This is a genomic window from Microbacterium sp. (assembly GCF_041641055.1).
Classification (GTDB): Bacteria; Actinomycetota; Actinomycetes; order Actinomycetales; family Microbacteriaceae; genus Microbacterium.
In genome coordinates, this window is record NZ_JBEPZB010000002.1 from 171,296 (window position 1) to 194,101 (window position 22,806).

23 protein-coding genes are annotated in these 22,806 nt (G+C 68.2%); 20 read left to right on the forward strand and 3 right to left on the reverse strand.

Features of this window, described 5'->3' with window-relative positions:
* Positions 1 to 21: 21 nt before the first annotated feature.
* From murC to ACESK8_RS02300, 15 genes are all read left to right on the forward strand, one after another.
* Positions 22 to 1,419: a UDP-N-acetylmuramate--L-alanine ligase gene (murC, locus tag ACESK8_RS02230; protein WP_372967059.1), complete on the forward strand. Its 1,398-nt coding sequence runs from the start codon at positions 22 to 24 to the stop codon at positions 1,417 to 1,419.
* 3 nt (positions 1,420 to 1,422) lie between these two features.
* Entirely contained in the window at positions 1,423 to 2,403 is a 981-nt protein-coding gene (locus tag ACESK8_RS02235; RefSeq protein WP_372967060.1) for an FtsQ-type POTRA domain-containing protein, read from the forward strand.
* Positions 2,404 to 2,579: 176 nt separating this feature from the next.
* Complete coding sequence (gene ftsZ, locus ACESK8_RS02240) at positions 2,580 to 3,728, forward strand: cell division protein FtsZ (RefSeq protein WP_372967061.1); 1,149 nt, start codon at positions 2,580 to 2,582, stop codon at positions 3,726 to 3,728.
* Entirely contained in the window at positions 3,725 to 4,426 is a 702-nt protein-coding gene (locus tag ACESK8_RS02245; RefSeq protein ID WP_372967062.1) for a YggS family pyridoxal phosphate-dependent enzyme, read from the forward strand. The genes ftsZ and ACESK8_RS02245 overlap by 4 nt, the downstream gene beginning before the upstream one ends.
* A 43-nt stretch (positions 4,427 to 4,469) precedes the next feature.
* Entirely contained in the window at positions 4,470 to 4,943 is a 474-nt protein-coding gene (locus ACESK8_RS02250) for a cell division protein SepF (protein ID WP_060927435.1), read from the forward strand.
* A 3-nt stretch (positions 4,944 to 4,946) separates the two neighbouring features.
* A complete protein-coding gene (locus tag ACESK8_RS02255; RefSeq protein ID WP_245647433.1) occupies positions 4,947 to 5,246 on the forward strand; it encodes a YggT family protein in 300 nt (99 codons plus the stop codon).
* A gap of 154 nt (positions 5,247 to 5,400) precedes the next feature.
* Positions 5,401 to 5,994: a DivIVA domain-containing protein gene (locus ACESK8_RS02260; protein ID WP_372967063.1), complete on the forward strand. Its 594-nt coding sequence runs from the start codon at positions 5,401 to 5,403 to the stop codon at positions 5,992 to 5,994.
* 96 nt (positions 5,995 to 6,090) lie between these two features.
* Positions 6,091 to 6,648, forward strand: coding sequence for a signal peptidase II (gene lspA, locus ACESK8_RS02265; protein ID WP_372967064.1), 558 nt, complete (start codon positions 6,091 to 6,093; stop codon positions 6,646 to 6,648).
* A gap of 2 nt (positions 6,649 to 6,650) precedes the next feature.
* Positions 6,651 to 7,571 carry an RluA family pseudouridine synthase gene (locus ACESK8_RS02270; protein ID WP_372967065.1) on the forward strand — a complete coding sequence of 307 codons (921 nt, stop codon included), beginning with the start codon at positions 6,651 to 6,653 and terminating at the stop codon, positions 7,569 to 7,571.
* Positions 7,572 to 7,616: 45 nt separating this feature from the next.
* Positions 7,617 to 8,189: a GNAT family N-acetyltransferase gene (locus ACESK8_RS02275; protein WP_372967066.1), complete on the forward strand. Its 573-nt coding sequence runs from the start codon at positions 7,617 to 7,619 to the stop codon at positions 8,187 to 8,189.
* Between the two features lie 54 nt (positions 8,190 to 8,243).
* Complete coding sequence (gene dnaE / locus ACESK8_RS02280) at positions 8,244 to 11,762, forward strand: DNA polymerase III subunit alpha (protein WP_372967067.1); 3,519 nt, start codon at positions 8,244 to 8,246, stop codon at positions 11,760 to 11,762.
* Between the two features lie 114 nt (positions 11,763 to 11,876).
* Complete coding sequence (locus ACESK8_RS02285; protein WP_372967068.1) at positions 11,877 to 13,166, forward strand: hypothetical protein; 1,290 nt, start codon at positions 11,877 to 11,879, stop codon at positions 13,164 to 13,166.
* A complete protein-coding gene (gene hisD / locus ACESK8_RS02290) occupies positions 13,166 to 14,473 on the forward strand; it encodes a histidinol dehydrogenase (protein WP_372967103.1) in 1,308 nt (435 codons plus the stop codon). The genes ACESK8_RS02285 and hisD overlap by 1 nt, the downstream gene beginning before the upstream one ends.
* Positions 14,474 to 14,483: 10 nt before the next feature.
* Positions 14,484 to 14,954 carry a transcriptional regulator NrdR gene (gene nrdR, locus ACESK8_RS02295; protein ID WP_060926499.1) on the forward strand — a complete coding sequence of 157 codons (471 nt, stop codon included), beginning with the start codon at positions 14,484 to 14,486 and terminating at the stop codon, positions 14,952 to 14,954.
* Between the two features lie 10 nt (positions 14,955 to 14,964).
* Positions 14,965 to 15,987, forward strand: a complete 1,023-nt coding sequence (locus ACESK8_RS02300) for a quinone-dependent dihydroorotate dehydrogenase (RefSeq protein ID WP_372967069.1) — start codon at positions 14,965 to 14,967, stop codon at positions 15,985 to 15,987.
* Positions 15,988 to 16,056: 69 nt separating this feature from the next.
* Here the strand turns inward: ACESK8_RS02300 and ACESK8_RS02305 are convergent, their stop codons facing one another.
* Positions 16,057 to 16,644: a DUF3043 domain-containing protein gene (locus ACESK8_RS02305; protein WP_060926497.1), complete on the reverse strand. Its 588-nt coding sequence runs from the start codon at positions 16,642 to 16,644 to the stop codon at positions 16,057 to 16,059.
* Positions 16,645 to 16,690: 46 nt separating this feature from the next.
* On the opposite strand from ACESK8_RS02305, the gene ACESK8_RS02310 reads away from it, so the two are divergent.
* From ACESK8_RS02310 to ACESK8_RS02330, 5 genes are all read left to right on the forward strand, one after another.
* The gene (locus tag ACESK8_RS02310; RefSeq protein ID WP_372967070.1) at positions 16,691 to 18,112 is read left to right on the forward strand and encodes a dipeptidase; all 1,422 of its coding nucleotides are present in this window, start codon (positions 16,691 to 16,693) and stop codon (positions 18,110 to 18,112) included.
* A gap of 73 nt (positions 18,113 to 18,185) precedes the next feature.
* Positions 18,186 to 18,551: an iron-sulfur cluster insertion protein ErpA gene (gene erpA / locus ACESK8_RS02315; protein WP_060926495.1), complete on the forward strand. Its 366-nt coding sequence runs from the start codon at positions 18,186 to 18,188 to the stop codon at positions 18,549 to 18,551.
* Positions 18,552 to 18,647: 96 nt separating this feature from the next.
* Complete coding sequence (gene coxB, locus ACESK8_RS02320) at positions 18,648 to 19,550, forward strand: cytochrome c oxidase subunit II (protein WP_372967071.1); 903 nt, start codon at positions 18,648 to 18,650, stop codon at positions 19,548 to 19,550.
* Positions 19,551 to 19,553: 3 nt separating this feature from the next.
* Entirely contained in the window at positions 19,554 to 21,287 is a 1,734-nt protein-coding gene (gene ctaD, locus ACESK8_RS02325) for a cytochrome c oxidase subunit I (protein ID WP_372967072.1), read from the forward strand.
* A gap of 3 nt (positions 21,288 to 21,290) precedes the next feature.
* On the forward strand, positions 21,291 to 21,725 hold the full coding sequence (locus tag ACESK8_RS02330; RefSeq protein ID WP_060926492.1) for a cytochrome c oxidase subunit 4: 435 nt from the start codon (positions 21,291 to 21,293) through the stop codon (positions 21,723 to 21,725).
* Positions 21,726 to 21,782: 57 nt separating this feature from the next.
* Here ACESK8_RS02330 and ACESK8_RS02335 read toward each other — a convergent pair whose 3' ends face one another.
* Both ACESK8_RS02335 and ACESK8_RS02340 read right to left on the reverse strand, forming a co-directional pair.
* Positions 21,783 to 22,202, reverse strand: coding sequence for a rhodanese-like domain-containing protein (locus tag ACESK8_RS02335; RefSeq protein WP_372967073.1), 420 nt, complete (start codon positions 22,200 to 22,202; stop codon positions 21,783 to 21,785).
* Positions 22,203 to 22,286: 84 nt separating this feature from the next.
* Positions 22,287 to 22,793, reverse strand: coding sequence for a GNAT family N-acetyltransferase (locus ACESK8_RS02340; RefSeq protein WP_372967074.1), 507 nt, complete (start codon positions 22,791 to 22,793; stop codon positions 22,287 to 22,289).
* Between the last annotated feature and the right edge of the window lie 13 nt (positions 22,794 to 22,806).

Consider the following 22,806-nt stretch of genomic DNA (forward strand, 5'->3'; position numbering starts at 1 on the left):
GAAAAGTAGACTGAATCCGACATGATCAGACCTGACCTCTCCCTCCCGATCCCCGAGTCGATCTCCTCCGCGCACTTCATCGGCATCGGCGGATCCGGCATGAGCGGCCTCGCGAAGATGTTCCTCGACGCGGGGATCCGCGTCTCCGGCAGCGACCGCGCCGACAGCGACAACCTGCGGGCTCTCGCAGCCGCAGGGGCCACGGTGCACGTCGGGCACGACGCCGCACACCTCGGCGATGCCGACACCGTGGTGCACACCGGAGCGATCTGGCCCGAGAACCCCGAGTTCGTCACGGCCAAGGAGCGCGGACTGCACGTCATCCACCGCTCGCAGGCGCTGCACTGGCTGATCGGATCCCGCCGCCTCGTCTCGGTGGCCGGCGCCCACGGCAAGACCACCTCGACGGGCATGATCGTCACCGCCCTGCAGGAGCTGGGCGCAGACCCGCACTTCGTCAACGGCGGCGTGATCGAGCAGCTCGGCGTCTCCAGTGCCACCGGCACCGGTGAGCTGTTCGTGATCGAGGCCGACGAGTCCGACGGCACGTTCCTGCTCTACGACACCTCGGTGGCGCTCATCACGAACGTCGACCCCGACCACCTCGACCACTACGGGTCGGAGGAGGCGTTCCACGACGCGTTCGTCCGCTTCGCCGACGCCGCGACCGAGGCCGTGGTCATCTCCAGCGACGACCCGGGGGCGCTTCGTGTGAGCGCGGGGCTCTCGCATCCCCACGTCATCACCTTCGGCGAGGCCGAGGATGCGGACGTCCGTCTGACGGACATCGTCGCGGCAGGTCCGGTCTCGGCCACGGTCACGCACGGCGAGGAGAGCGTTCGACTGCAGCTCGCCGTTCCGGGCGTGCACAATGCGATCAACGCGGCAGGCGCCATCGCCGTCCTCCTCTCGGTCGGCTTCGGCCTGGACGAATCCGCTCGCGCGGTCGAGGGCTTCGCCGGCACCGTCCGTCGTCTCGAGCAGCACGGGGTCGAGCGGGGGGTCACGGTGTACGACGACTACTCCCACCACCCGACGGAGGTGCGAGCCGCTCTCGAGGCCATGCGCTCGATCGCCGGCTCCGGCCGCATCATCGCCATCCAGCAGCCGCACACCTACTCCCGCACCCAGCACATGTTCCGCGAGTTCGCGGACGTGCTCGAGACGTACGCGGACCACACCGTCATGCTCGACGTCTACGGCGCTCGCGAAGACCCGGTTCCGGGCGTCACGGGCGAACTGGTCAGCGGCGCGTTCCAGGACCCCGCGCACGTGCACTATGTCGCCGACTGGCAGCAGGCCGCCGATTACACGGCCTCGGTCGCTCGCGACGGGGACTTCGTGGTGACTCTCGGATGCGGCAACGTGTACCAGATCATCCCGCAGGTGCTCGAGTCGCTGCGCACCAGCGAGGGCTAGTCGATGAGACGTCCGCCTCCGCTCCCCACGCCGCCAGCGGGTCGCGCGGAGGAGACGCCCGCGTCCGCCCGGCGGACCGGCGTGCGCGGACGTCCGGGCGCGGATGACTTCGACGCACGCCACGGCGATCCTTCGCCGCGGTCGGTCGGCGTGAACGATGTCGCCCCGTTGCGCGACACCGCGTGGCCCGGTACGGCGGATGCCGCAGAGCCGGATGCCGAGGCGCGCCCGACCTCGACCCGCGACGTGTGGCGGGCGGCCAGAGCGCGACGCAAGGCCCTCCGCAGCGAGATCAGGCGCTTCACGCAGCGTTCCCGGCGCCGGCGCATCGTATGGCTCGGTGCCCTCGGGGCTGTCGTCCTGCTGATCGGGGGCACGGCGGCCGCGGCGTACAGCCCGCTGTTCGCCGTCGAGAAGATCACCGTCGTGGGCGCGAGCACGCTCGATGCGGCCACGGTCGAAGCCGCGCTGGCCGATCAGGTCGGCACGCCGCTGGCACTGGTCGACTCGAGCGAGGTCAAGGCCGCGCTGCTCGCTTTCCCCCTGATCGAGACCTACGCGCTCGAGGCGCGTCCGCCCCACGACCTCACGGTTCGGATCGTCGAGCGCACGCCGGTGGGCGTCATCCGCTCCGACGCCGGGTACACGCTCGTGGATGCGGCCGGCGTCGCTCTGGCGACGACGACGGATCAGCCTGCCGGGCAGCCGCTGCTCGACATCGAGGGGGGCGTCGACTCGGCGGCCTTCGAGAGCGCCGGGCTCGTGGTGCGCTCCGTGCCGGCCGACCTGCGCGCGACGCTGACCGGCGTGCGGGCGACCACCGCGGACGATGTGACCCTCACCCTGAGCAGCGGTCTCACCGTCGTGTGGGGAAGCGCCGAGGACTCGCCGCTCAAGGGCGAGGTGCTCTCCAAGACGCTGATCAAGAGGCCGGATGCGGCGACGATCGACGTCACATCTCCCCGTGCCGTCGTCGTGGGCTGAGGTTTCGACGCCAAACGGGCGACACGCCCGTGTCGCTGCGAGTGCGCGGGGGCGTGACGCTTACCTTCGAACAAGAGAAACCAATACCGGGAAATACTTTACACCTCTAGTTGAGGTTTAAGGTTCATCCTTCGGATTCTCACCCTTAGACAGGCTCGACTACTCGGAGGCCGGCCATGAGCCAGAACCAGAACTACCTCGCCGTGATCAAGGTCGTCGGCGTCGGCGGTGGCGGCGTCAACGCCGTCAACCGCATGATCGATCTCGGTCTCCGCGGAGTCGAGTTCATCGCCGTGAACACCGACGCCCAGGCGCTGCTGATGAGCGACGCCGACGTCAAGCTCGACGTGGGTCGCGAACTCACCCGCGGCCTCGGCGCCGGCGCCGACCCCGAGGTGGGTCGCCGTGCCGCAGAGGACCACGCGGAGGAGATCGAGCAGGCCCTCACGGGTGCCGACATGGTGTTCGTCACGGCAGGTGAGGGTGGCGGAACCGGTACCGGTGGAGCCCCCGTCGTCGCGCGGATCGCGAAGTCGATCGGCGCCCTCACGATCGGTGTCGTCACGAAGCCCTTCTCGTTCGAGGGTCGCCGCCGTCAGAGCCAGGCCGAAGCCGGCGTGGCGAAGCTGAAGGAAGAGGTCGACACCCTCATCGTGGTGCCCAACGACCGTCTCCTCGAGATCAGCGACCGCGGCATCTCGATGATCGAGGCGTTCGCCACGGCCGACCAGGTCCTCCTCGCCGGTGTGCAGGGCATCACCGACCTCATCACGACCCCCGGTCTCATCAACCTCGACTTCGCGGACGTGAAGTCCGTGATGCAGGGTGCGGGATCCGCTCTCATGGGCATCGGCTCCGCCCGCGGTGCCGACCGCGCGATCAAGGCGGCGGAGCTCGCCGTCGAGTCGCCGCTGCTCGAGGCGAGCATCGAGGGCGCCCACGGCGTGCTGCTGTCGATCCAGGGTGGGTCGAACCTCGGCATCTTCGAGATCCACGACGCCGCAGACCTCGTCAAGGAGGCCGCGCACCCCGAGGCGAACATCATCTTCGGTACCGTCATCGACGACACCCTCGGCGACGAGGTGCGCGTCACGGTCATCGCGGCGGGCTTCGACGGCGGCGAGCCCTCGCTGCGACTCGACCCGATGGTCGTCTCGCGGCCGGCGACGACCACGCTCCCCGAGGTCGCTCTCTCGAACGACGAGGAGAGCAAGCCCGCGGCCGAGACCGTCGAGGCGGAGAAGACCCCGCAGCGCGTCACCGCGACGAGCATCGAGCCCGCGTTCGCCGATGACGACATCGACATCCCCGAATTCCTGAAGTGACCTCGGAGCAGGACCGCTCACCCGGGCTGGCTGCGCGGCTGTCGACGATCGATGAATCGATCGCCGACGCCGCGCGCCTGGCGGGTCGCGACCCGGGGGAGATCACCCGGATCGTCGTGACGAAGTTCCACCCGGCATCCCTCGTCCGCGACCTGCACGCCCTCGGCGTGCGCGAGGTGGGCGAGAATCGCCAGCAGGAGCTCACGGCCAAGGCCGGGGAGCTCGGCGATCTGGACATCCGCTGGCACTTCATCGGCCAGGCGCAGACCAACAAGGCCTCCGCCATCCGACGCAGCGCCGATGCGGTGCACTCGGTCGATCGAGACCGGCTCGCCGACGCCCTGCACAGGGCGGCTGACGACGACAGCCTCCTCGACGTGCTCGTGCAGGTCAATCTGACCGACGATCCCGCGCGGGGCGGCGTCGCGCCCGGCGACGCCCGTGCTCTCGCCGAGCACATCATGGCGCTGCCGTCCCTGCGCCTGCAGGGCGTGATGGCGGTCGCCCCCCTCGACGAGGAGCCCGCAGCGGCTTTCGCGCGGCTGCGCACGGTGTCCGATGACGTCCGTGGCGTCGAGCCGTCGGCGCGATGGATCTCCGCGGGTATGACCGGCGACTTCGTCGAGGCGATCGCCGCCGGTGCGACACACCTGCGGATCGGATCCGCAATCACAGGACCGCGCCCCGACCGGGGTTAACCTCTAGACAGACCAACCCGACACGTTCGAACCGGAGGACACGATGGGTAACCCGCTGAAGAAGACCATGGTGTATCTCGGCCTCGCCGACGAGGAAGAGGTCTACGAGGAGCAGTCGCCGGCTCCGGCCCGCGCTCATCGCGAGCGCGACCGCGAGCGCGAAGAGCCCGCTCCCGCGCCCGTCACCCCGCTGCGTCGACCCGTCGCCGTGCGTCAGCCCGCAGGAGGGGCAGTGAACGAGATCCTCACCGTGCACCCGAAGCAGTACCGCGATGCCCAGCTCATCGCCGAGAGCTTCCGCGAGGGTGTGCCGGTCATCATCAACCTCTCCCAGATGAGCGACGCGGACGCACGCCGTCTGATCGACTTCGCCTCCGGGCTCTCCCTCGGCCTCTACGGTCGCATCGAGCGGGTCACCTCTAAGGTGTTCCTGCTCTCGCCGGAGAACATCGCGGTGTCGGGCCACGGGGGAATCGCGCACGCGGACGCCGAGTCCGCGGGCTTCGACCAGTCGTAGACCGTGGGGATCGTCGTCTCCATCGTCGCCAGCATCATCCATCTGGCGCTGCTGCTGTATCTGATCGTGCTCTTCGCGCGCCTGATCCTCAGCTACATCCCGCTGTTCAACCGAGAGTGGCGTCCCAAGGGCGCCGGTCTCGTCGCGGCAGAACTCGTCTACACGATCACCGATCCGCCGGTCCGGTTCTTTCGACGGATCATCCCGCCCCTGCGGATCGGGACGATCTCGCTCGATTTCGGGTTCTCCATCACGATCCTCATCGTCCTGATCCTGATGAGCATCGTCCGCAACTTCATCTGAGCACCGTCCGACTTCCGCGTCGTGGAGTGTCGCGGCGTCGCGGCTGACAGGCTCGGGGACTATGCTTGGCTCCCAGGTGCGCGCCCCGGGTTCGCGCCACATCTCGACCACGCCATTCTCGAAACTGGCAACCGAACTCATCGAAGGAGCCACCATGGCACTTACCCCGGATGACGTCGTCACCAAGCAGTTCCAGCACGTCCGCTTCAAGGACGGCTTCGACCCGGACGAGGTCGACGACTTCCTCGACGAGATCGTCATCGAGTGGCGCAAGGCCCTCGAGGAGAACGTCGAGCTCAAGGCCAAGCTGGCCGCCTACGAGTCCGGCGACGCGCCGGCAGCGGCAGCTCCTGTCGCCGAGGCTCCGGCCCCGGTCGCGGCAGAGGCTCCGGCACCGGCCGAGCCGGCCCCGTCGGGTTCCGCCACCGCCACCGCGGGCATCATCGAGCTGGCTCAGCGCCTGCACGATGAGCACGTCGCCGAGGGTGAGGCCAAGCGCGCCCAGCTCATCGCCGACGCCGAGGGCGAGGTGAACCGCATCCGCACCGAGGCCGAGGCCAAGCAGCGTGAGGAGTCGGCTCGTCTCGAGCGCGAGCGCAACACGCTCGAGGCCCGCATCACCGAGCTCCGCAACTTCGAGCGCGACTACCGCTCGCAGCTTCGCGGCTACATCGAGGGTCAGCTCCGCGACCTCGACGAGAAGTCGGCGTCGACGGACTCGACTCCGGTCTCCGCGATCGGACTGTAGGTCGTCCCTTTGCCAGGACGCCCGCCCCTTCGTCGGTCGGCGGCCGGCACGATCGTTGCGATCCTCGCAGCGCTCGTGCTGGCCGCCGATCAGTTTGTGAAGTACCTCACCGTCGAGAACCTGCCCCTTCAGGAGCCGGTCCCGGTGCTCGGTGAGTTCCTTCAGCTGTACTACGTGCGCAACCCCGGCGCGGCCTTCTCGCTCGGGTCCGATGTCACGTGGATCTTCACGATCGCCCTGGCGGTCGTCGCCGCAGTGATCATCTGGAAGGCTCTCGGCCTGCGCTCGCGCCTGTGGGCCGTGGTGCTCGGATGTCTGCTCGGTGGGGTCCTCGGAAACCTCACGGATCGTCTCTTCCGCGACCCCGGCTTCCCGATGGGTCACGTCGTCGACATGATTTCCATGCCGTGGATGATGCCCGCGATCTTCAACGTCGCGGACATCTTCATCGTCACCGGCATGATCTCGGTGGCACTGCTGGTCGTCTTCGGGCTGAGATTCGACGGCACGCGCGAGCGCGATCACGCTCCCGTCGAGACCGACGAGGAGGCCGAGGCCGCCGCTGTCGCCGAGGCACGGGCCGAGGCAGAAGCCCAGGCCGCCGAGGATCGGACCGCACCGGAGGCACCGGCCGGCGCCTCGGACGGACGCTGAGCGTGGAGTTCCGCTCCCTTCCCGTCCCCGACGGGCTCGAAGGCACGCGCGTCGACGCCGCTCTGGCCAAGATGCTCGGGTTCTCGCGGACGTTCGCGGCGGATGTCGCCGCGGCCGGCGGAGTTCGCCTCGACGGAGTGACGCTCGACAAGTCCGATCGCCTGCGCGGCGGCGGCTGGCTCGAAGTGGAGTGGCAGCCGAAGGAAGCACCCCGCATCGTTCCCATCGCAGTACCCGAGCTCGGGATCGTCTACGACGATGACGACATCGTCGTGGTCGACAAGCCCACCGGGGTGGCGGCCCACCCGTCCGTCGGATGGGAAGGGCCCACGGTGGTGGGCGCTCTCGCAGCCGCCGGCTTCCGCGTCTCGACGAGCGGTGCTCCCGAGCGTGCGGGGGTCGTGCACCGTCTCGACGTCGGCACCAGCGGGCTGATGGTCGTCGCGAAGAGCGAGACCGCGTACACCGCGCTCAAGCGCGCCTTCAAGGAGCGCACGGTCGAGAAGATCTACCACGCCGTCGTGCAGGGGCATCCCGACCCCTTGACCGGCACCATCGACGCGCCGATCGGTCGGCATCCGAACCACTCCTGGAAGTTCGCGGTCGTCGCCGACGGTAAGCCCTCGGTGACCCACTACGAGACGCTCGAGGCGTTTCCCGGCGCCTCGCTGCTGGAGATCCATCTCGAGACCGGTCGTACCCATCAGATCCGCGTCCACATGGCCGCCCTCCGGCATCCGTGCGTCGGTGACCCGCTCTACGGTGCGGATCCCACCCTCTCGGCCAGGCTCGGCCTGACGCGTCAGTGGCTGCACGCGCACAAGCTCGCGTTCTCGCATCCGACCACGGGGGAGTGGGTGCAGTTCGAGTCCGGGTATCCGGCGGACTTCGAGCACGCCCTCGAGGTGCTGAGGGACGAATAGTCTCGGGCGCCGCGTGATGTCGGCGGGGTGCGCGAGACTGTGCGCATGAGCATCGAGGTGCGACCGGCGACCGAGTTCGACGACGTGGCCACGCTCGTCGGGCCGAAGAAGCCGACGTCGAACGTGTGCTTCTGCCTGAGCTATCGGATCGGCAGCAAAGAGAACGTGGCCCTGCGGGGGCAGGAGCGCGCTGATCGCGTGCGCGAGCTCTGCCGTCACGACCCTCCACCGGGCGTGATCGCGTATCTCGACGACGAGCCGGTGGGGTGGGCGGCGCTGCATCCTCGACGCGACACGAGCTTCGCTCGCAACCGCCTGATCCCGCACGTCGACGACCTCGATGTGTGGTCGCTGTGGTGCATCCGCGTGCGTCCGGGGCATCGGGGGCAGGGAATCTCGCACGCCCTCGTCGACGGTGCGATCGCCTCTGCGACGTCGAGGGGCGCCCCGGCGATCGAGGGGTACCCGGTCGACAACCGCGGTGAGAAGGTCAATCAGACGATGGCGTACGTGGGCACGCGACGCCTCTTCGAGACGGCCGGCTTCGTCAAGGCCGCGGATACCGGATCCACGCTCGACGGCTTCCCACGGGTTTTGATGCGGCTCGCCCTGGAGTGAGCGCGGCCTTCCTTCGGCGTCCCGATGTCGGATGCCGAAAGTAGACTCGAAGGCATGGCATCCGACTCCTTCGTCCACCTGCACGTGCACAGCGAGTACTCGATGCTCGACGGGGCGGCGAAGATCGCGGCGATGACTCAGGCGGCCGCTGACTACGACATGCCGGCCATCGCCGTCACCGATCACGGCAACACCTTCGCCGCGTTCGAGTTCTACAAGGCGGCGAACGCCGCTGGCGTCAAGCCGATCATCGGCCTCGAGGCATATGTCACGCCCGGCACCCACCGCAGCGACAAGTCGCGTGTGCAGTGGGGCTCGCCCGATCAGAAGAGCGACGACGTCTCCGGCTCCGGGGCGTACACCCACATGACGATGTGGAGCGAGAGCACCCAGGGGATGCACAACCTGTTCCGCCTCAGCTCGCTGTCGAGCATGGAGGGCTACTACTTCAAGCCGCGCATGGACCGCGAGCTCCTGCAGACCTACGGCAAGGGGCTGATCGCGACGACCGGATGCCCCTCCGGTGAGATCCAGACCCGACTGCGCCTCGGCCAGTACGACGCCGCGCGTGCGGCGGCGGCGGAGTTCCAGGACCTGTTCGGCAAGGAGAACTACTTCGCCGAGATCATGGACCACGGCCTCTCGATCGAGCGGCGCGTCATGACCGACCTCATCCGGCTGGCCAAGGATCTGAAGATCCCGCTGGTCGGCACGAACGACTCGCACTATACGCACCAGCACGAGGCCGACGCGCACGAGGCGCTGCTGTGCGTGCAGTCGGGCTCGACGCTCGACGACCCGAACCGCTTCAAGTTCGACGGCGACGGCTACTACATCAAGACCGCCGCCGAGATGCGGCAGTTGTTCCGCGATCACCCCGAGGCCTGCGACAACACGCTGCTGATCGCCGAGCGGTGCGAGGTCGAGTTCAACACCGCAGCGAACTACATGCCGCGCTTCCCCGTGCCGGACGGCGAGACCGAAGACAGCTGGCTCATCAAGGAGGTCGAGGCGGGCCTGCACTACCGCTACCCGAGCGGCATCCCCGACAAGGTGCGCAAGCAGGCCGAGTACGAGACCGGCATCATCCTGCAGATGGGCTTCCCCGGCTACTTCCTCGTCGTCGCCGACTTCATCAACTGGGCGAAGGACAACGGCATCCGGGTGGGACCCGGTCGAGGCTCCGGTGCCGGCTCGATGGTCGCCTACGCCATGCGGATCACCGACCTCGACCCCCTCGAGCACGGCCTGATCTTCGAGCGCTTCCTCAACCCCGACCGTGTCTCGATGCCCGACTTCGACGTCGACTTCGATGACCGTCGTCGTGGCGAGGTCATCGACTACGTGACCAGGAAGTACGGCTCCGAGCGCGTCGCGCAGATCGTCACCTACGGCACGATCAAGTCGAAGCAGGCGCTGAAGGATGCCGGCCGCGTGCTGGGCTTCCCGTTCAGCATGGGGGAGCGCCTGACCAAGGCGATGCCGCCGCCCGTGATGGGCAAGGACATGCCTCTGGACGGCATGTTCGACTCGGCGCATCCCCGGTACAAGGAGGCGAGCGAGTTCCGCGCGCTCATCGAGACCGACCCGGAGGCGAAGACGGTCTTCGATCGCGCCCTCGGACTCGAGGGCCTGAAGCGCCAGTGGGGCGTGCACGCCGCCGGTGTGATCATGTCGTCCGAGCCGCTGCTCGACATCATCCCGATCATGCGTCGCGAGCAGGACGGCCAGATCGTCACGCAGTTCGACTACCCGTCGTGCGAGTCGCTCGGCCTGATCAAGATGGACTTCCTCGGGCTCCGCAACCTGACGATCATCTCCGACGCGCTCGACAACATCCGCACCAACCGCGGTGAGGAGCTCGACCTCGAACACCTCGCGCTGGACGACCGCGGTGCCTACGAGCTGCTCGGTCGCGGAGAGTCGCTCGGCGTCTTCCAGCTCGACGGCGGGCCGATGCGTGCTCTCATGCGCCTCATGCGGCCCGACAACTTCGGCGACATCTCGGCTCTGATCGCGCTGTACCGCCCGGGGCCCATGGGGGCGAACTCGCACACCAACTACGCGCTGCGCAAGAACGGCCAGCAGCCGATCACACCGATCCACCCGGAGTTCACGGAGTCGCTCGCCGACATCCTCGACGAGTCCTACGGCCTGATCATCTACCAGGAGCAGGTCATGGCCATCGCGCAGCGCGTGGCCGGGTTCTCGCTCGGCCAGGCCGACATCCTCCGCCGAGCGATGGGCAAGAAGAAGAAGTCCGAGCTCGACAAGCAGTTCGAGGGCTTCCAGGCCGGCATGCATGCGAACGGGTACTCCGACGGTGCCGTCAACGCGATCTGGGAGATCCTCCTCCCGTTCTCGGACTACGCCTTCAACAAAGCGCACTCCGCCGCCTACGGCGTGGTCTCCTACTGGACCGCCTATCTCAAGGCGCACTATCCCGCCGAGTACATGGCCGCGCTGCTCACCAGCGTCGGCGACTCGAAGGACAAGATGGCGCTGTACCTCAACGAGTGCCGGCGGATGGGCATCAAAGTGCTCCCGCCGGACGTGTCGGAGTCGATCAACTACTTCGCCGCCGTCGGCGACGACATCCGCTTCGGTCTCGGCGCCGTCCGCAACGTCGGCAGCAACGTGGTCGAGGGCATCGTGCAGGCGCGCAAGGACGAGCGGTTCACCTCGTTCCACCACTTCCTCGACAAGGTGCCGCTGCACGTCGCGAACAAGCGCACCGTCGAGTCGCTGATCAAGGCGGGCGCGTTCGACTCGATGGGCGACTCGCGTCGCGCGCTGCTGGAGGTCCACGAGGATGCCGTCGAGGCGGCCGTCGATCGCAAGCGCAACGAGGCCCAGGGAGCCATCGGGTTCGACTTCGACAGCCTGTACGACGGGATGGAGGAGGTCGCCCCGGCGAAGGTCCCGCCGCGTCCTGAGTGGATCAAGAAGGACAAGCTCGCCTTCGAGCGGGAGATGCTCGGACTCTACGTCTCCGACCACCCGCTCGCCGGCCTCGAGGTGCCGCTCGCGAAGCACGCGTCGATCTCGATCCATGACCTCATCAACTCCGACGACATGCAGGACGGAGACCAGGTCACCGTCGCCGGCCTCGTCACCAGCGTCCAGCACCGGGTCGCGAAGGCCAGCGGCAACCCCTACGGCATGATCACCGTCGAGGACTTCAACGGCGAGGTGACGGTCATGTTCATGGGCAAGACCTACACCGAGTTCCAGCACATCCTGCAGCAGGACTCGATCCTGGCCGTGCGGGGCCGGGTGTCCAAACGCGATGACGGCATGAACCTGCATGCGCAGTCGGCGTTCGCGCCCGACGTCGGATCGTTCGACGCGGCGGGGCCGCTGGCCCTCGTGCTCGCCGAGCAGCGGGCCACCGAGCGGGTCATGAACGAGCTCGCCGACGTGCTGCGTCGGCACAGCGGCGACACCGAGGTGATCCTCCGGGTGCACCGCGGCCGCACGGCGAAGGTGTTCGACGTGCCGATGCCGGTCAAGGTGTCGGCCGACCTGTTCGGCGACCTCAAGTCGCTCCTCGGACCGACCTGTCTCGGCTGACCGCCTCGCCCACCCGTGACCTCCGATGACGTCCTCCCGGGCGCACCGGGTAGGATCAGGACGCGTTGGGTGCAGGGCGTCCGAGCCTTCGCACCGTGACGAAAGGACCATCCCATGAGCACGGAATCCCCCTTCCCGAGCGCTGACGGCCCCGATGCAGACGATGCTGCCGCGGCATCCGATCCGACCGTCGACGAGGACTTCTCCGATGAAGACGGCGTCCTGTACGACGACGAGGTGACGCCGGAGTTCGGCATCCTCGGGTTCACGCTGCGAGAGCTCCTCATCGTGGGCGTGTGGGCGATCGCCTTCATCGCATCCTTCTTCCCGTATGCCGGGGGAACGCCCGTCTGGGGCACCGGCCTGCACTGGATCCTCCCGATCGGGGTCCCGACCGTCGCCGTGTTCCTGCTGGTCCTGCGGCGATTCTCGCCCGACGGGATCCGCCGGGTCGGCTCGCTCGGCATCGATCAGTTCGCCTCCGTCGCCTTCTCCGTCGCTGCCGTCTTCTGGCTTGCGGCGCTGTGGGATGCGGTCGCCTTCGCGATCGGGTTCGGCACGTTCGGGTTGTACTGGAACGGCGTGGTGCAGCTGATCGCGATGCTCGCACTCGTGGTCCTCACCGTCTTCGCCCCGCTCGTGCCCGGCCTGAAAGAGGACTTCCACGGTCGACTGGTCACGCTCGCGCACCGCAACGCCAACCCGGTCCGCCCGGTGATCGCGCGCCCGCGCCCGGAGCCGGCCGCACCTGCAGCACCGGCGCCTGCGGCTGCCACCGGCGAGCCCGACACGGCCGTCGAGCGCCCCGATTCGTCTTACGAGCTGCCCACGGCGACGGCCGGCGAGGGTGACACCACCGCGTACGGTGCACCCGTCGGCGTGTACACCGCCCCCGCGGCCGGACTCGACGTCGAGCTGTCGGGAGAGCATGCGACTGATGAGGTCGCTCGACTCGACCTGGCCGAGCAGGTGCCGCTGTCCTCGCACGCCTCGGGTGGCGGCACAGGAACGGACGAGGTCACCTCGGACGAGGAGTACACCCCGACCTATTCGCGCCGGTCATGGGGGCAGGAGCCCGAGATCGTGTCGGACACGGGCAGCATCGAATCGCTGATGGGCGCGCGCGCTCAGGATGTCGCCTCGCCGGAGACGACGGCATTCCCCGCGATCGACGATGACCTCGACGCCACGAATCCCCGGGAGCAGGCGCCGGCCCCGCAGCCGTTCTGGATCCTCGCGCCCACCGAGCGCGATGTCCACGACGAACGCGGCGAGGCGATCTTCCGGATCGGGCCGAACGCCTGGGCGCTCGTCATCGAGGATCGCGGCGGCGCGTACGTCGTCCGACACGACGACGGCCGGATCGGCTACCTGCACGACATCGCAGACATCACGAAGGGCTGATCGTGCGCACGATCGATCTGCGGGGGCGCTCGCTCTCGCCGGCTGACATGCTGGCCGCCGTCCCCCGGGCTGCCCAGGCACGGGCCGAGGCCCTCGACACCGCGACGCGGATCGTCGAGGACGTCAGGGAGCGCGGAGAGGCGGCGCTGCGCGAGCAGGCGGAACGCTTCGATCACGTGGTCGACCACGACATCCGGGTGCCTGCCGACCACATCGAGGACGCGCTGGCCGCGCTCGAGCCCGAGGTTCGCGCGGCTCTCGACGAGGCGATCCGGCGCGTGCGCATGGCTTCGGCAGCCCAGGTGCCTGCGACGCAGGTCACCAGGATCGGCGAGGGAGCGACGATCACGCAGCGCTGGCAGCCCGTGCACCGTGTGGGGGTGTACATTCCCGGCGGCAAGGCCGTGTATCCCTCGAGCGTGATCATGAACGTCGTGCCCGCTCAGATCGCGGGGGTCGAGCAGATCGCCCTCGCCTCGCCGCCGCAGCACGACCAAGGGGGGCGCGTCCACCCGACGATCCTCGCCGCGGCAGCCCTCCTGGGCGTCACCGAGGTGTACGCCGTGGGCGGCGCCGGCGCCATCGGCGCGTTCGCCCACGGGGTCGCGGAGATCGGACTCGACCCGGTCGACGTGCTGTCCGGCCCCGGAAACAACTACGTCGCGTCGGCGAAGCGTGCCGTGGCCGGCGTCGTCGGCACCGACTCCGAAGCGGGCGCTACGGAGATCCTCATCGTGGCCGACTCCTCGGCAGACCCGCGACTCGTCGCGGCCGACCTCATCAGCCAGGCCGAGCACGACGAGCAGGCCTCGGCGGTCCTCGTCACGGATTCGCTCGAACTGGCCGAGCGAGTGGCCGTCGACATCGCCCGCCTCGCCACCACGACCCGACACTCCGAACGCGTCGCCGCTGCCCTCGACGGGCCGCAGTCGGCGATCGTGCTGGTCGACGATCGTGCGATGGCCACGGCGTTCAGCAACGCCTATGCCCCCGAGCACCTGGAGCTGCACCTGCAGGATGCCGAGGAGGCGGCGGCGGCCTTCACGAGTGCGGGCGCCGTCTTCGTCGGCGATCACACCCCGGTGAGCCTCGGCGACTACATGGCCGGCAGCAACCACGTGCTGCCGACCGGCGGCCAGGCGCGGTATGCGCCGGGACTCGGCGCGTACACCTTCCTGCGACCGCAGCAGGTGATCTCCTACGACCGGGCCGCCCTCGCCGAGGTGCGCTCCGGCGTCGTCGCTCTCGCGAACACCGAAGTGCTTCCGGCGCACGGCGAGGCGATCGAGGCGCGTTTCACCGCGTAGGATCGGTCAGATGCACTGCCCCTTCTGCCGTCACTCGGACTCCCGGGTCATCGATTCCCGCACCAGCGACGACGGACTCTCGATCCGCAGGCGCCGACAGTGCCCGGAGTGCGGCGGCCGCTTCACCACGACCGAGACGGCGAGCCTCAACGTCATCAAGCGCTCCGGGGTCATGGAGCCGTTCAGTCGCGAGAAGGTCATCTCCGGTGTGCGCAAGGCCTGCCAGGGCAGGCCGGTGACCGAAGCGGATCTCGCCATCCTCGCTCAGCGGGTGGAGGAGGCGGTGCGCCAGACCGGTGTCTCGCAGCTCGACACGAACGAGATCGGGCTCGCGATCCTCGGACCGCTGCGCGACCTCGACGAGGTCGCCTTCCTCCGGTTCGCCAGTGTCTACCAGGCGTTCGAGTCCCTCGAGGACTTCGAGAGCGCGATCACCGACCTCCGGGCCGACCACGCGAAGGCCGCGTCCGCCGACCGGTAATCTGGCAGGGATGTATCCGCTGCTCTTCCGCGCTGTCCTGTCGCGCTTCGATCCCGAGTTCGCCCATCACGCCGGCATGGCGGTGATCCGCGTCCTCGGCGCGCCGCCGTTCTCCTGGGCCACCCGCCGGCTGACGGCTCCCGACCCGTCGCTTCGGGTCGAGGCGCTGGGTCTCAGTTTCCCGTCTCCCTTCGGCGTCGCCGCCGGGTTCGACAAGAACGCCGTCGGCGTGCGCGGTCTCGCCGCTCTCGGCTTCGGCCACGTCGAGGTGGGCACCGTCACGGCCGTGCCGCAGGACGGCAACCCGCGACCTCGGCTCTTCCGGCTCGTCGCCGACCGCGCGGTCATCAACCGGATGGGCTTCAACAACGAGGGGGCGGATGCTGTCGCCCGTCGCCTCGCGAGACTCCGCCGCGGCGCCCCCGACACGGTGATCGGTGTGAACATCGGCAAGAGCCGCGTCGTCGAGGTGGAGCAGGCCACTGCGGACTACGTCGCCTCGGCCACCCGTCTCGCGCCGCTGGCCGACTATCTCGCCGTCAACGTCTCGTCGCCCAACACCCCGGGACTCCGCGGACTGCAGGCCGTCGAGACCCTCGCGCCGCTGCTCAGGGCCGTACGCGCGGCGGCCGGCGCCACGCCGCTGCTCGTCAAGATCGCCCCCGACCTCCCCGACGAGGAGATCACCGCGATCGCCGAGCTCGCCGTCCAGGAGGGCCTCGCGGGGATCATCGCGCACAACACGACGATCAGTCGCGACGGGCTCACGACGGATGCCGCCACGGTCGAGGCAGCCGGTGCCGGAGGCCTCTCCGGTGCGCCGCTGAAGGCGCGATCCCTGCAGGTCCTGCGACTCGTGCGCGCGGCCGTTCCCGCCGACTTCTGCGTGATCGCGGTCGGGGGAATGGAGACACCGGCCGACGTCCAGGAGCGTCTCGCTGCGGGAGCGACCCTGGTCCAGGGCTACACCGCGTTCCTGTATCGCGGACCGTTCTGGGGGCGGGAGATCAACCGCGGCCTCGTCGCAGGCTGACGCCGTCCGCCGGATACAGCTGAGGCGTCTCCCGCGTGTGCAGGAGACGCCTCGCTTCGTGTGCGGGGGTCAGGCCGGACGTTCGCCGCGCTTGACCTGAGGCTTGGGCAGGCGCATGAAGCGCATCTGCAGCGACCGCATCGCCGCGTACCATCCGAGACCGCGCTCCATGCGGTCCTTGCCGAACTTCTCGGCGACCTTGGCCTTGACCCGGATGCCGAGCAGCACCATGCCGCCGATCGCGAGCACGAGGTACGCCATCATCACGAGGTAGGCCCAGCCGGCGACGGCGAACCCTCCGATCGCGAGGTTCGCCGGCAGCAGCGACACGAGGATGACGAGCACCATCACGCCCATCACGAACTCGGCGGGGTGCCAGCCGGAGTCGACGTAGTCGCGGACCCAGCGACGCTGGGGACCCTTGTCGCGGGCGGGGAGGTACTTCTCCTCGCCGGCCGCGAGACCGGCCTGCGCGCGGTTGCGGCGTTCGTTCAGCTCGGCACGAGCGGCGGCCTTGGCCTCTTTGGTGTTCGCGACGAGGGGGCGCCGGCGAGCGGCCTCCTGCTCCGCCCTGGTCGGCGTCGCACGTCCCTTGCCGGACGCGGGCGTCTCGGGGGCATCGTCGTTCGTCGGAGGGGAGAGCGGGGTAGTGGCCACGAGGTTCCTCGGTTCGGTGAAGGCGGATCACCTTAAGATTACTCGCATGACATCTCCTGCCCAGCCCGGCGACCAGAAACCGTCCAGTGAGCGCGAGCCCGCAGTCCTCGAGGCGGCGTCGACGGGGTTCCCCGCCGCGCTGAGCGACCTCGGGCGCCTCGTCCGCATCCCGGGCATGGCCTGGCCCGCGTTCGACCAGACGCAGCTGGAGCGCAGCTCGGAGGCCGTGGCGGCATTGGCCACCGACACGGGGGTGTTCGACGACGTGCGGATCCTCCGTGCGGCGATCCCTGGCACCGACGAGCACGGCCAGCCCGCGGTCCTCGCGACCCGCGCCGCACGCAACGGCAGGCCGACGATCCTGCTCTACGCCCACCACGACGTGCAGCCTCCGGGCGACGACGCGCTGTGGGAGACGCCGCCGTTCGAGCCGACGGTCAGGGACGGACGTCTGTACGGGCGCGGCGCCGCCGACGACAAGGCCGGCATCATGGCGCACATCGCATCGATCCGCGCGGTGGCGGAAGTGCTCGGAGACGACCTCGACCTCGGCATCGCGATGTTCATCGAGGGTGAGGAGGAGTACGGCTCGCGCTCGTTCGCGCAGTTCCTCTCCGACAACAAGGAGGCGCTGCGGGCCGACGCCATCGTCGTCGCGGACTCGGGCAACTGGGACTCCGTCACGCCCGGGCTCACGGTCTCGCTGCGCGGCAACGCCCGTTTCACGGTGCGGGTGCGCACGCTCGATCACGCCTCGCATTCGGGCATGTTCGGGGGAGCGGTCCCCGACGCCATGATGGCGACGGTGAAGATGCTCTCGACCCTCTGGGGCGACGACGGGTCCGTGGCGGTCGAGGGCATGACCGCCCGCGAAGCCGAGACTCCCGAGTACTCCGAGGAGACGCTCCGCGACGAAGCGGGCCTCCTGCCCGGCACCACGCCGATCGGCGACGGCACGATCCTCGGACGGATCTGGAACAAGCCCTCGGTGACGGTCATCGGCATCGACGCGACGAGCGTCGAAGCGGCCTCGAACACGCTCCTTCCGGAGGTCACCGTCGTCATCAGCGCCCGAGTGGCCCCGGGACAGACGGGGGAGGAGGCGTACGCGGCGCTCGAGGCGCACCTGCGGGCGCACGCGCCGTTCGGTGCCGAGCTGACGTTCTCCGACGTCGACCTCGGCAACGGCTTCCTCGTCGACACGAGCGGCTGGGCGGTCGCGCTGACCCGTGACGCGATGCGCGACGGCTACGGCGTCCCGCCCGTCGACCTCGGCGTCGGCGGATCGATCCCGTTCATCGCCGACCTCGTACGCGAGTTCCCGGAGGCGCAGATCCTGGTCACCGGCGTCGAGGACCCGCACTCGCGAGCGCACAGCCCGAACGAATCCCTGCACCTGGACGCGTTCCGCCACGCCGTGGCGACCGAGGCCCTGCTGCTCTCGCGCATGAACGACATCCGCATCTGACCCCGATCGACCGGGTCGAGGGTAAAATCGAAGCACCAGCCGTGTGCGAGCACGGCCCGTCCCAAGGAGCGACATGAGCGACACCACTCTGACTGCAGCAGACACCACTCAGGCGCACGGCGTGAAGCTGACCGACGCCGCGGCCACCAAGGTGAAGAACCTCCTCGAGCAGGAGGGCCGCGACGACCTTCGTCTTCGCGTCGCCGTCCAGCCCGGCGGATGCTCCGGCCTGATCTACCAGCTGTACTTCGACGAGCGTTTCCTCGAGGGCGACGAGACCGTCGACTTCGACGGCGTCGAGGTCATCGTCGACAACATGAGCGTGCCGTACCTCGACGGCGCGTCGATCGATTTCAAGGACACGATCTCGGAGCAGGGCTTCACGATCGACAACCCGAACGCCGCCGGCAGCTGCGCCTGCGGAGACAGCTTCCACTGACCAGGACCCCGCTGCCAACCTGCATGGTTGGCATGAATCAGGTGTGAGGTTGCCCTAGACTTGGGTGTGCCCTGTCCGCAATCTGAAAGGTGCATCGTGCCCTCGAAACGCCGCCTTCGTTGGGCCGCTCTCCCCCTGGGAGTAGCGGCAGCCGTGGCCCTGGCGGGATGTACTGCCACTGAGCTGAACGGTTACCTCCCGGGCTTCGTGGAGGGTGAGCCTGCGGCCACCAACCAGACCGAGCGGGTCTCCTCCCTCTGGGTCAACTCCTGGATCGTCCTGCTCGCCGTCGGCGTGATCACCTGGGGTCTGATGGCCTGGGCTGCGATCGCGTACCGCCGTCGCAAGGGCCAGACCGGCCTGCCCGTGCAGATGCGCTACAACATGCCGATCGAGATCTTCTACACGGTCGTGCCGCTGATCCTCGTCCTGGGCATGTTCTTCTTCACCGCTCGCGATCAGAGCGAGATCGAGGCGAAGTGGGATGACCCCGACGTCGAGATCACGGCGATCGCCAAGCAGTGGGCGTGGGACTTCCAGTACGACGGCGAGGAGGAGGACAACTCCGACGCGGTGTGGACGATGGGCATCCAGGCCCAGCCCGACGCCGCCGGCAACATCGACCAGGCCGAGCTGCCGACGCTGGTGCTGCCGGTCGACAAGAAGGTGACGATCAACCTGCAGTCGCGCGACGTCATCCACTCCTTCTGGATCATCGACTTCCTCTACAAGAAGGACATGTACATCGGGAAGGACAACTCCTGGTCCTTCATCCCGACCCGTGTCGGCGAGTACGCCGGCAAGTGCGCCGAGCTGTGCGGCGAGTACCACTCGATGATGCTGTTCAATGTCAAGGTCGTCGAGCAGGACGAGTACGATGCCTACCTCCAGTCGCTCGAGGAGGAAGGCAACACGGGAGACATCACGGACGCCTACGACCGTCTGTCCAACTACCCGGGCACCACCGCCCCGAAAGACTCCGAGGAAGGAGAGGAGTAAGCCATGTCGACCACTGAAGCACCCCGCACCGACGAGGCCCGCCGCTCCCGTCCCACCACCCTGCCCGCTCGTCAGGCCGCTCTGATGAGTTCGTCTCGTGTCGAGCAGAAGGGCAACGTGGTCGTCAAGTGGATCACGTCCACCGACCACAAGACGATCGGGTACATGTACCTCATCGCGTCGGTGCTGTTCTTCCTGCTCGGCGGTGTGATGGCTCTCGTCATCCGCGCGGAGCTGTTCGCCCCCGGGATGCAGATCGTCCCGACGAAGGAGCAGTACAACCAGCTGTTCACGATGCACGGCACGATCATGCTGCTGATGTTCGCGACGCCGCTGTTCGCCGGATTCGCCAACGCGATCCTGCCGCTGCAGCTGGGTGCGCCTGACGTGGCGTTCCCGCGACTCAACGCCTTCGCGTTCTGGCTCTTCCTGTTCGGTTCGACGATCGCCGTCGCCGGCTTCCTCACCCCCCAGGGTGCGGCCTCCTTCGGCTGGTTCGCATATCAGCCACTGGCGAGCGCCTCGTTCACCCCGGGTGCGGGTGGGAACCTCTGGATGCTCGGACTGGGCATCTCGGGGTTCGGCACGATCCTCGGTGCGGTGAACTTCATCACCACTGTGATCACGATGCGCGCTCCGGGCATGACGATGTGGCGGATGCCGATCTTCTCGTGGAACACGTTGATCACGAGCCTTCTGATCCTGATGGCCTTCCCCGTTCTCGCCGCCGCGATCTTCGCAGCCGCCGCGGACCGTGTTCTCGGCGCTCACATCTTCGATCCGCAGAACGGCGGTGTCCTGCTCTGGCAGCACCTGTTCTGGTTCTTCGGGCACCCTGAGGTGTATATCATCGCGCTGCCGTTCTTCGGCATCGTGTCGGAGATCTTCCCCGTCTTCAGTCGCAAGCCGATCTTCGGCTACAAGACCCTCGTCTACGCGACGATCGCGATCGCGGCGCTGTCTGTGGCGGTGTGGGCGCACCACATGTACGTCACAGGCTCCGTGCTGCTGCCCTTCTTCGCACTGATGACCATGCTCATCGCTGTGCCGACGGGTGTGAAGATCTTCAACTGGATCGGCACGCTCTGGCGGGGATCTGTGACGTTCGAGACGCCCATGGTGTTCGCACTCGGCTTCCTCGTGTCCTTCGTCTTCGGCGGTCTGACCGGTGTCATCCTCGCGGCCCCGCCGCTGGACTTCGCACTGTCGGACTCCTACTTCGTCGTGGCGCACTTCCACTACGTCGTGTTCGGTACGGTGGTGTTCGCGATGTTCGCGGGCTTCTACTTCTGGTGGCCGAAGTGGACGGGTCGGATGCTCAACGAGCGCTTGGGCTACGTGCACTTCTGGATGCTGTTCATCGGCTTCCACATGACGTTCCTCATCCAGCACTGGCTGGGTGTCGACGGAATGGTCCGCCGTTACGCGGACTACTCCGCCGCCGACGGCTGGACCTGGGGCAACCAGGTGTCGACGATCGGTGCCGTCATCCTCGGAGCGTCCATGCTGCCGTTCTTCCTCAACGTGTGGATCACGGCACGCAAGGCGCCCAAGGTCACGGTCAACGACCCGTGGGGCTACGGGGCATCGCTCGAGTGGGCGACGTCGTGCCCGCCGCCTCGCCACAACTTCACCTCGATCCCGCGGATCCGCAGCGAGCGTCCCGCGTTCGATCTGAACCACCCCGAGGCAGCCGAGTTCACACCCGCTGCTCCCGGCGAGCGAGAGGGCCACTGAGCCATGCGCGACAACGTCATTCTCTGGTGGGTCCTGACCGCGTTCTTCGCCCTCGTCGGCGTCGTCTATACGGGATGGCACATCCTGGCCACCCCGTCCGACAACTTCGCAGAGCGGATCGAATGGGTCGGCACGGTCGCCCTGTTCTTCGCGGCCTTCATGGGTGCGATGATCGCGTTCTACCTCGATCGCACGCACAAGGCGCAGAACGGCGAGCTGCCTGAGGACATCCTCACGAGCGACATCGACGACGGCGACCCCGAGCTCGGCGAGTTCAGCCCGTGGTCGTGGTGGCCGATCGTCCTCGCCGGCTCCGCCGGAATCTTCGTGGTGGGTCTGGCCGTCGGCCAATTCCTGCTCCCGATCGGCCTGTCGATCTTCGTCGTCGCGATCATCGGCTGGGTGTACGAGTACTACCGCGGCAATTTCGCCCGCTGACCTGCACATCGAAAGCCCCTGGGATCTCCATCCCAGGGGCTTTCTGCATGTCTGTGGCTACGCGTGGGTGCGTACGCGGGCGATGCCGGTGAGCGGGTCCACGGGGCGTCGGTGCACGCCGTCGGCGTCCTCCACCGGGTAGCCTTCGCGCACCCAGTACTCGAAGCCGCCGATCATCTCGCGCACGTCATATCCGAGCTGGGCGAACTCCAGGGCGCCCTTCGCGCCGGCGTTGCACCCGGGACTCCAGCAGTACACGACGACTGCGGCCGTCGAAGGGATCTCGACAGGGGCGCGACGAGCGATCTCGCTGTAGTGCATGTGCACCGCGCCGGCGACGCGGCCCTGTGCCCATGCCTCGTCCGAGCGCACATCGATGACGACGACGTCCTCGCCGGCCTTCAGGGCGGCATGAACGTCGCTCGCATCGGTCTCGTAGGCGAGTTTGGCGGCGTAGTAGTCGGCGCGGTCGATCATGCTCTCAGCATAGAAGCGCGCCCGATGCGCCGCTGTCGCGATCCGGACGATGAGGCACGGGAATCCGCCACTCTCGGCAGCTCGTCAGAGGAGCGCGGTCATCTGCACGCGGCGGCCGTAGCGGTCGAGGCCCAGGGATGCCTCGGTCTCGACCAGGCTGCGTTGGAACGGCGTCTCGGGGATGCTCTCCAGGAACCCGCAGGAGGCGTAGAACGGGGCATTCCAGGGGATCTCCGCGTACGTGCGGAGTGTGACACGAGAGTAGCCGCGTTGGCGTGCCTCGTCGAGGGCCGCAGTGACCAGCTGGCGGCCGTACCCCTGGCGACCGGCTGACGGCACCACAGACAGCTGCTCGAGGTGCGCGTGGCCGTCCGCATCGAGGACGTGGACGAAACCGACGGGGGAGGGATCGGCGGTGTCGTCCTCGAGCAGAAGCACGAAACCGGGCTCGCCGAGGCGGTTCAGTCCGTCTTCTGTGGGCGGCCAGTCTGGAGCGCCGAGACCTGCGATCAGGAGGGCATCCGCTTCCGCTTCGATGGCTCCGATGATCTCGGCGTCCTCGATGGTGGCGGGGCGGATCGAGGCGGTCATCGGGCTTCCTCCG

Bases quoted from the DNA above. Each gene is read 5' to 3' on its own strand.
- ftsZ (WP_372967061.1), top strand. From the start codon at position 2,580: ATGAGCCAGAACCAGAACTACCTCGCCGTGATCAAGGTCGTCGGCGTC.
- murC (WP_372967059.1), top strand. From the start codon at position 22: ATGATCAGACCTGACCTCTCCCTCCCGATCCCCGAGTCGATCTCCTCC.
- nrdR (WP_060926499.1), top strand. From the start codon at position 14,484: ATGCACTGCCCCTTCTGCCGTCACTCGGACTCCCGGGTCATCGATTCC.
- erpA (WP_060926495.1), top strand. From the start codon at position 18,186: ATGAGCGACACCACTCTGACTGCAGCAGACACCACTCAGGCGCACGGC.
- ACESK8_RS02310 (WP_372967070.1), top strand. From the start codon at position 16,691: ATGACATCTCCTGCCCAGCCCGGCGACCAGAAACCGTCCAGTGAGCGC.
- dnaE (WP_372967067.1), top strand. From the start codon at position 8,244: ATGGCATCCGACTCCTTCGTCCACCTGCACGTGCACAGCGAGTACTCG.
- ACESK8_RS02340 (WP_372967074.1), bottom strand. From the start codon at position 22,793: ATGACCGCCTCGATCCGCCCCGCCACCATCGAGGACGCCGAGATCATC.
- ACESK8_RS02260 (WP_372967063.1), top strand. From the start codon at position 5,401: ATGGCACTTACCCCGGATGACGTCGTCACCAAGCAGTTCCAGCACGTC.
- ACESK8_RS02250 (WP_060927435.1), top strand. From the start codon at position 4,470: ATGGGTAACCCGCTGAAGAAGACCATGGTGTATCTCGGCCTCGCCGAC.
- ACESK8_RS02300 (WP_372967069.1), top strand. From the start codon at position 14,965: ATGTATCCGCTGCTCTTCCGCGCTGTCCTGTCGCGCTTCGATCCCGAG.
- ctaD (WP_372967072.1), top strand. From the start codon at position 19,554: ATGTCGACCACTGAAGCACCCCGCACCGACGAGGCCCGCCGCTCCCGT.
- ACESK8_RS02285 (WP_372967068.1), top strand. From the start codon at position 11,877: ATGAGCACGGAATCCCCCTTCCCGAGCGCTGACGGCCCCGATGCAGAC.
- ACESK8_RS02330 (WP_060926492.1), top strand. From the start codon at position 21,291: ATGCGCGACAACGTCATTCTCTGGTGGGTCCTGACCGCGTTCTTCGCC.
- ACESK8_RS02275 (WP_372967066.1), top strand. From the start codon at position 7,617: ATGAGCATCGAGGTGCGACCGGCGACCGAGTTCGACGACGTGGCCACG.
- ACESK8_RS02235 (WP_372967060.1), top strand. From the start codon at position 1,423: ATGAGACGTCCGCCTCCGCTCCCCACGCCGCCAGCGGGTCGCGCGGAG.
- ACESK8_RS02335 (WP_372967073.1), bottom strand. From the start codon at position 22,202: ATGATCGACCGCGCCGACTACTACGCCGCCAAACTCGCCTACGAGACC.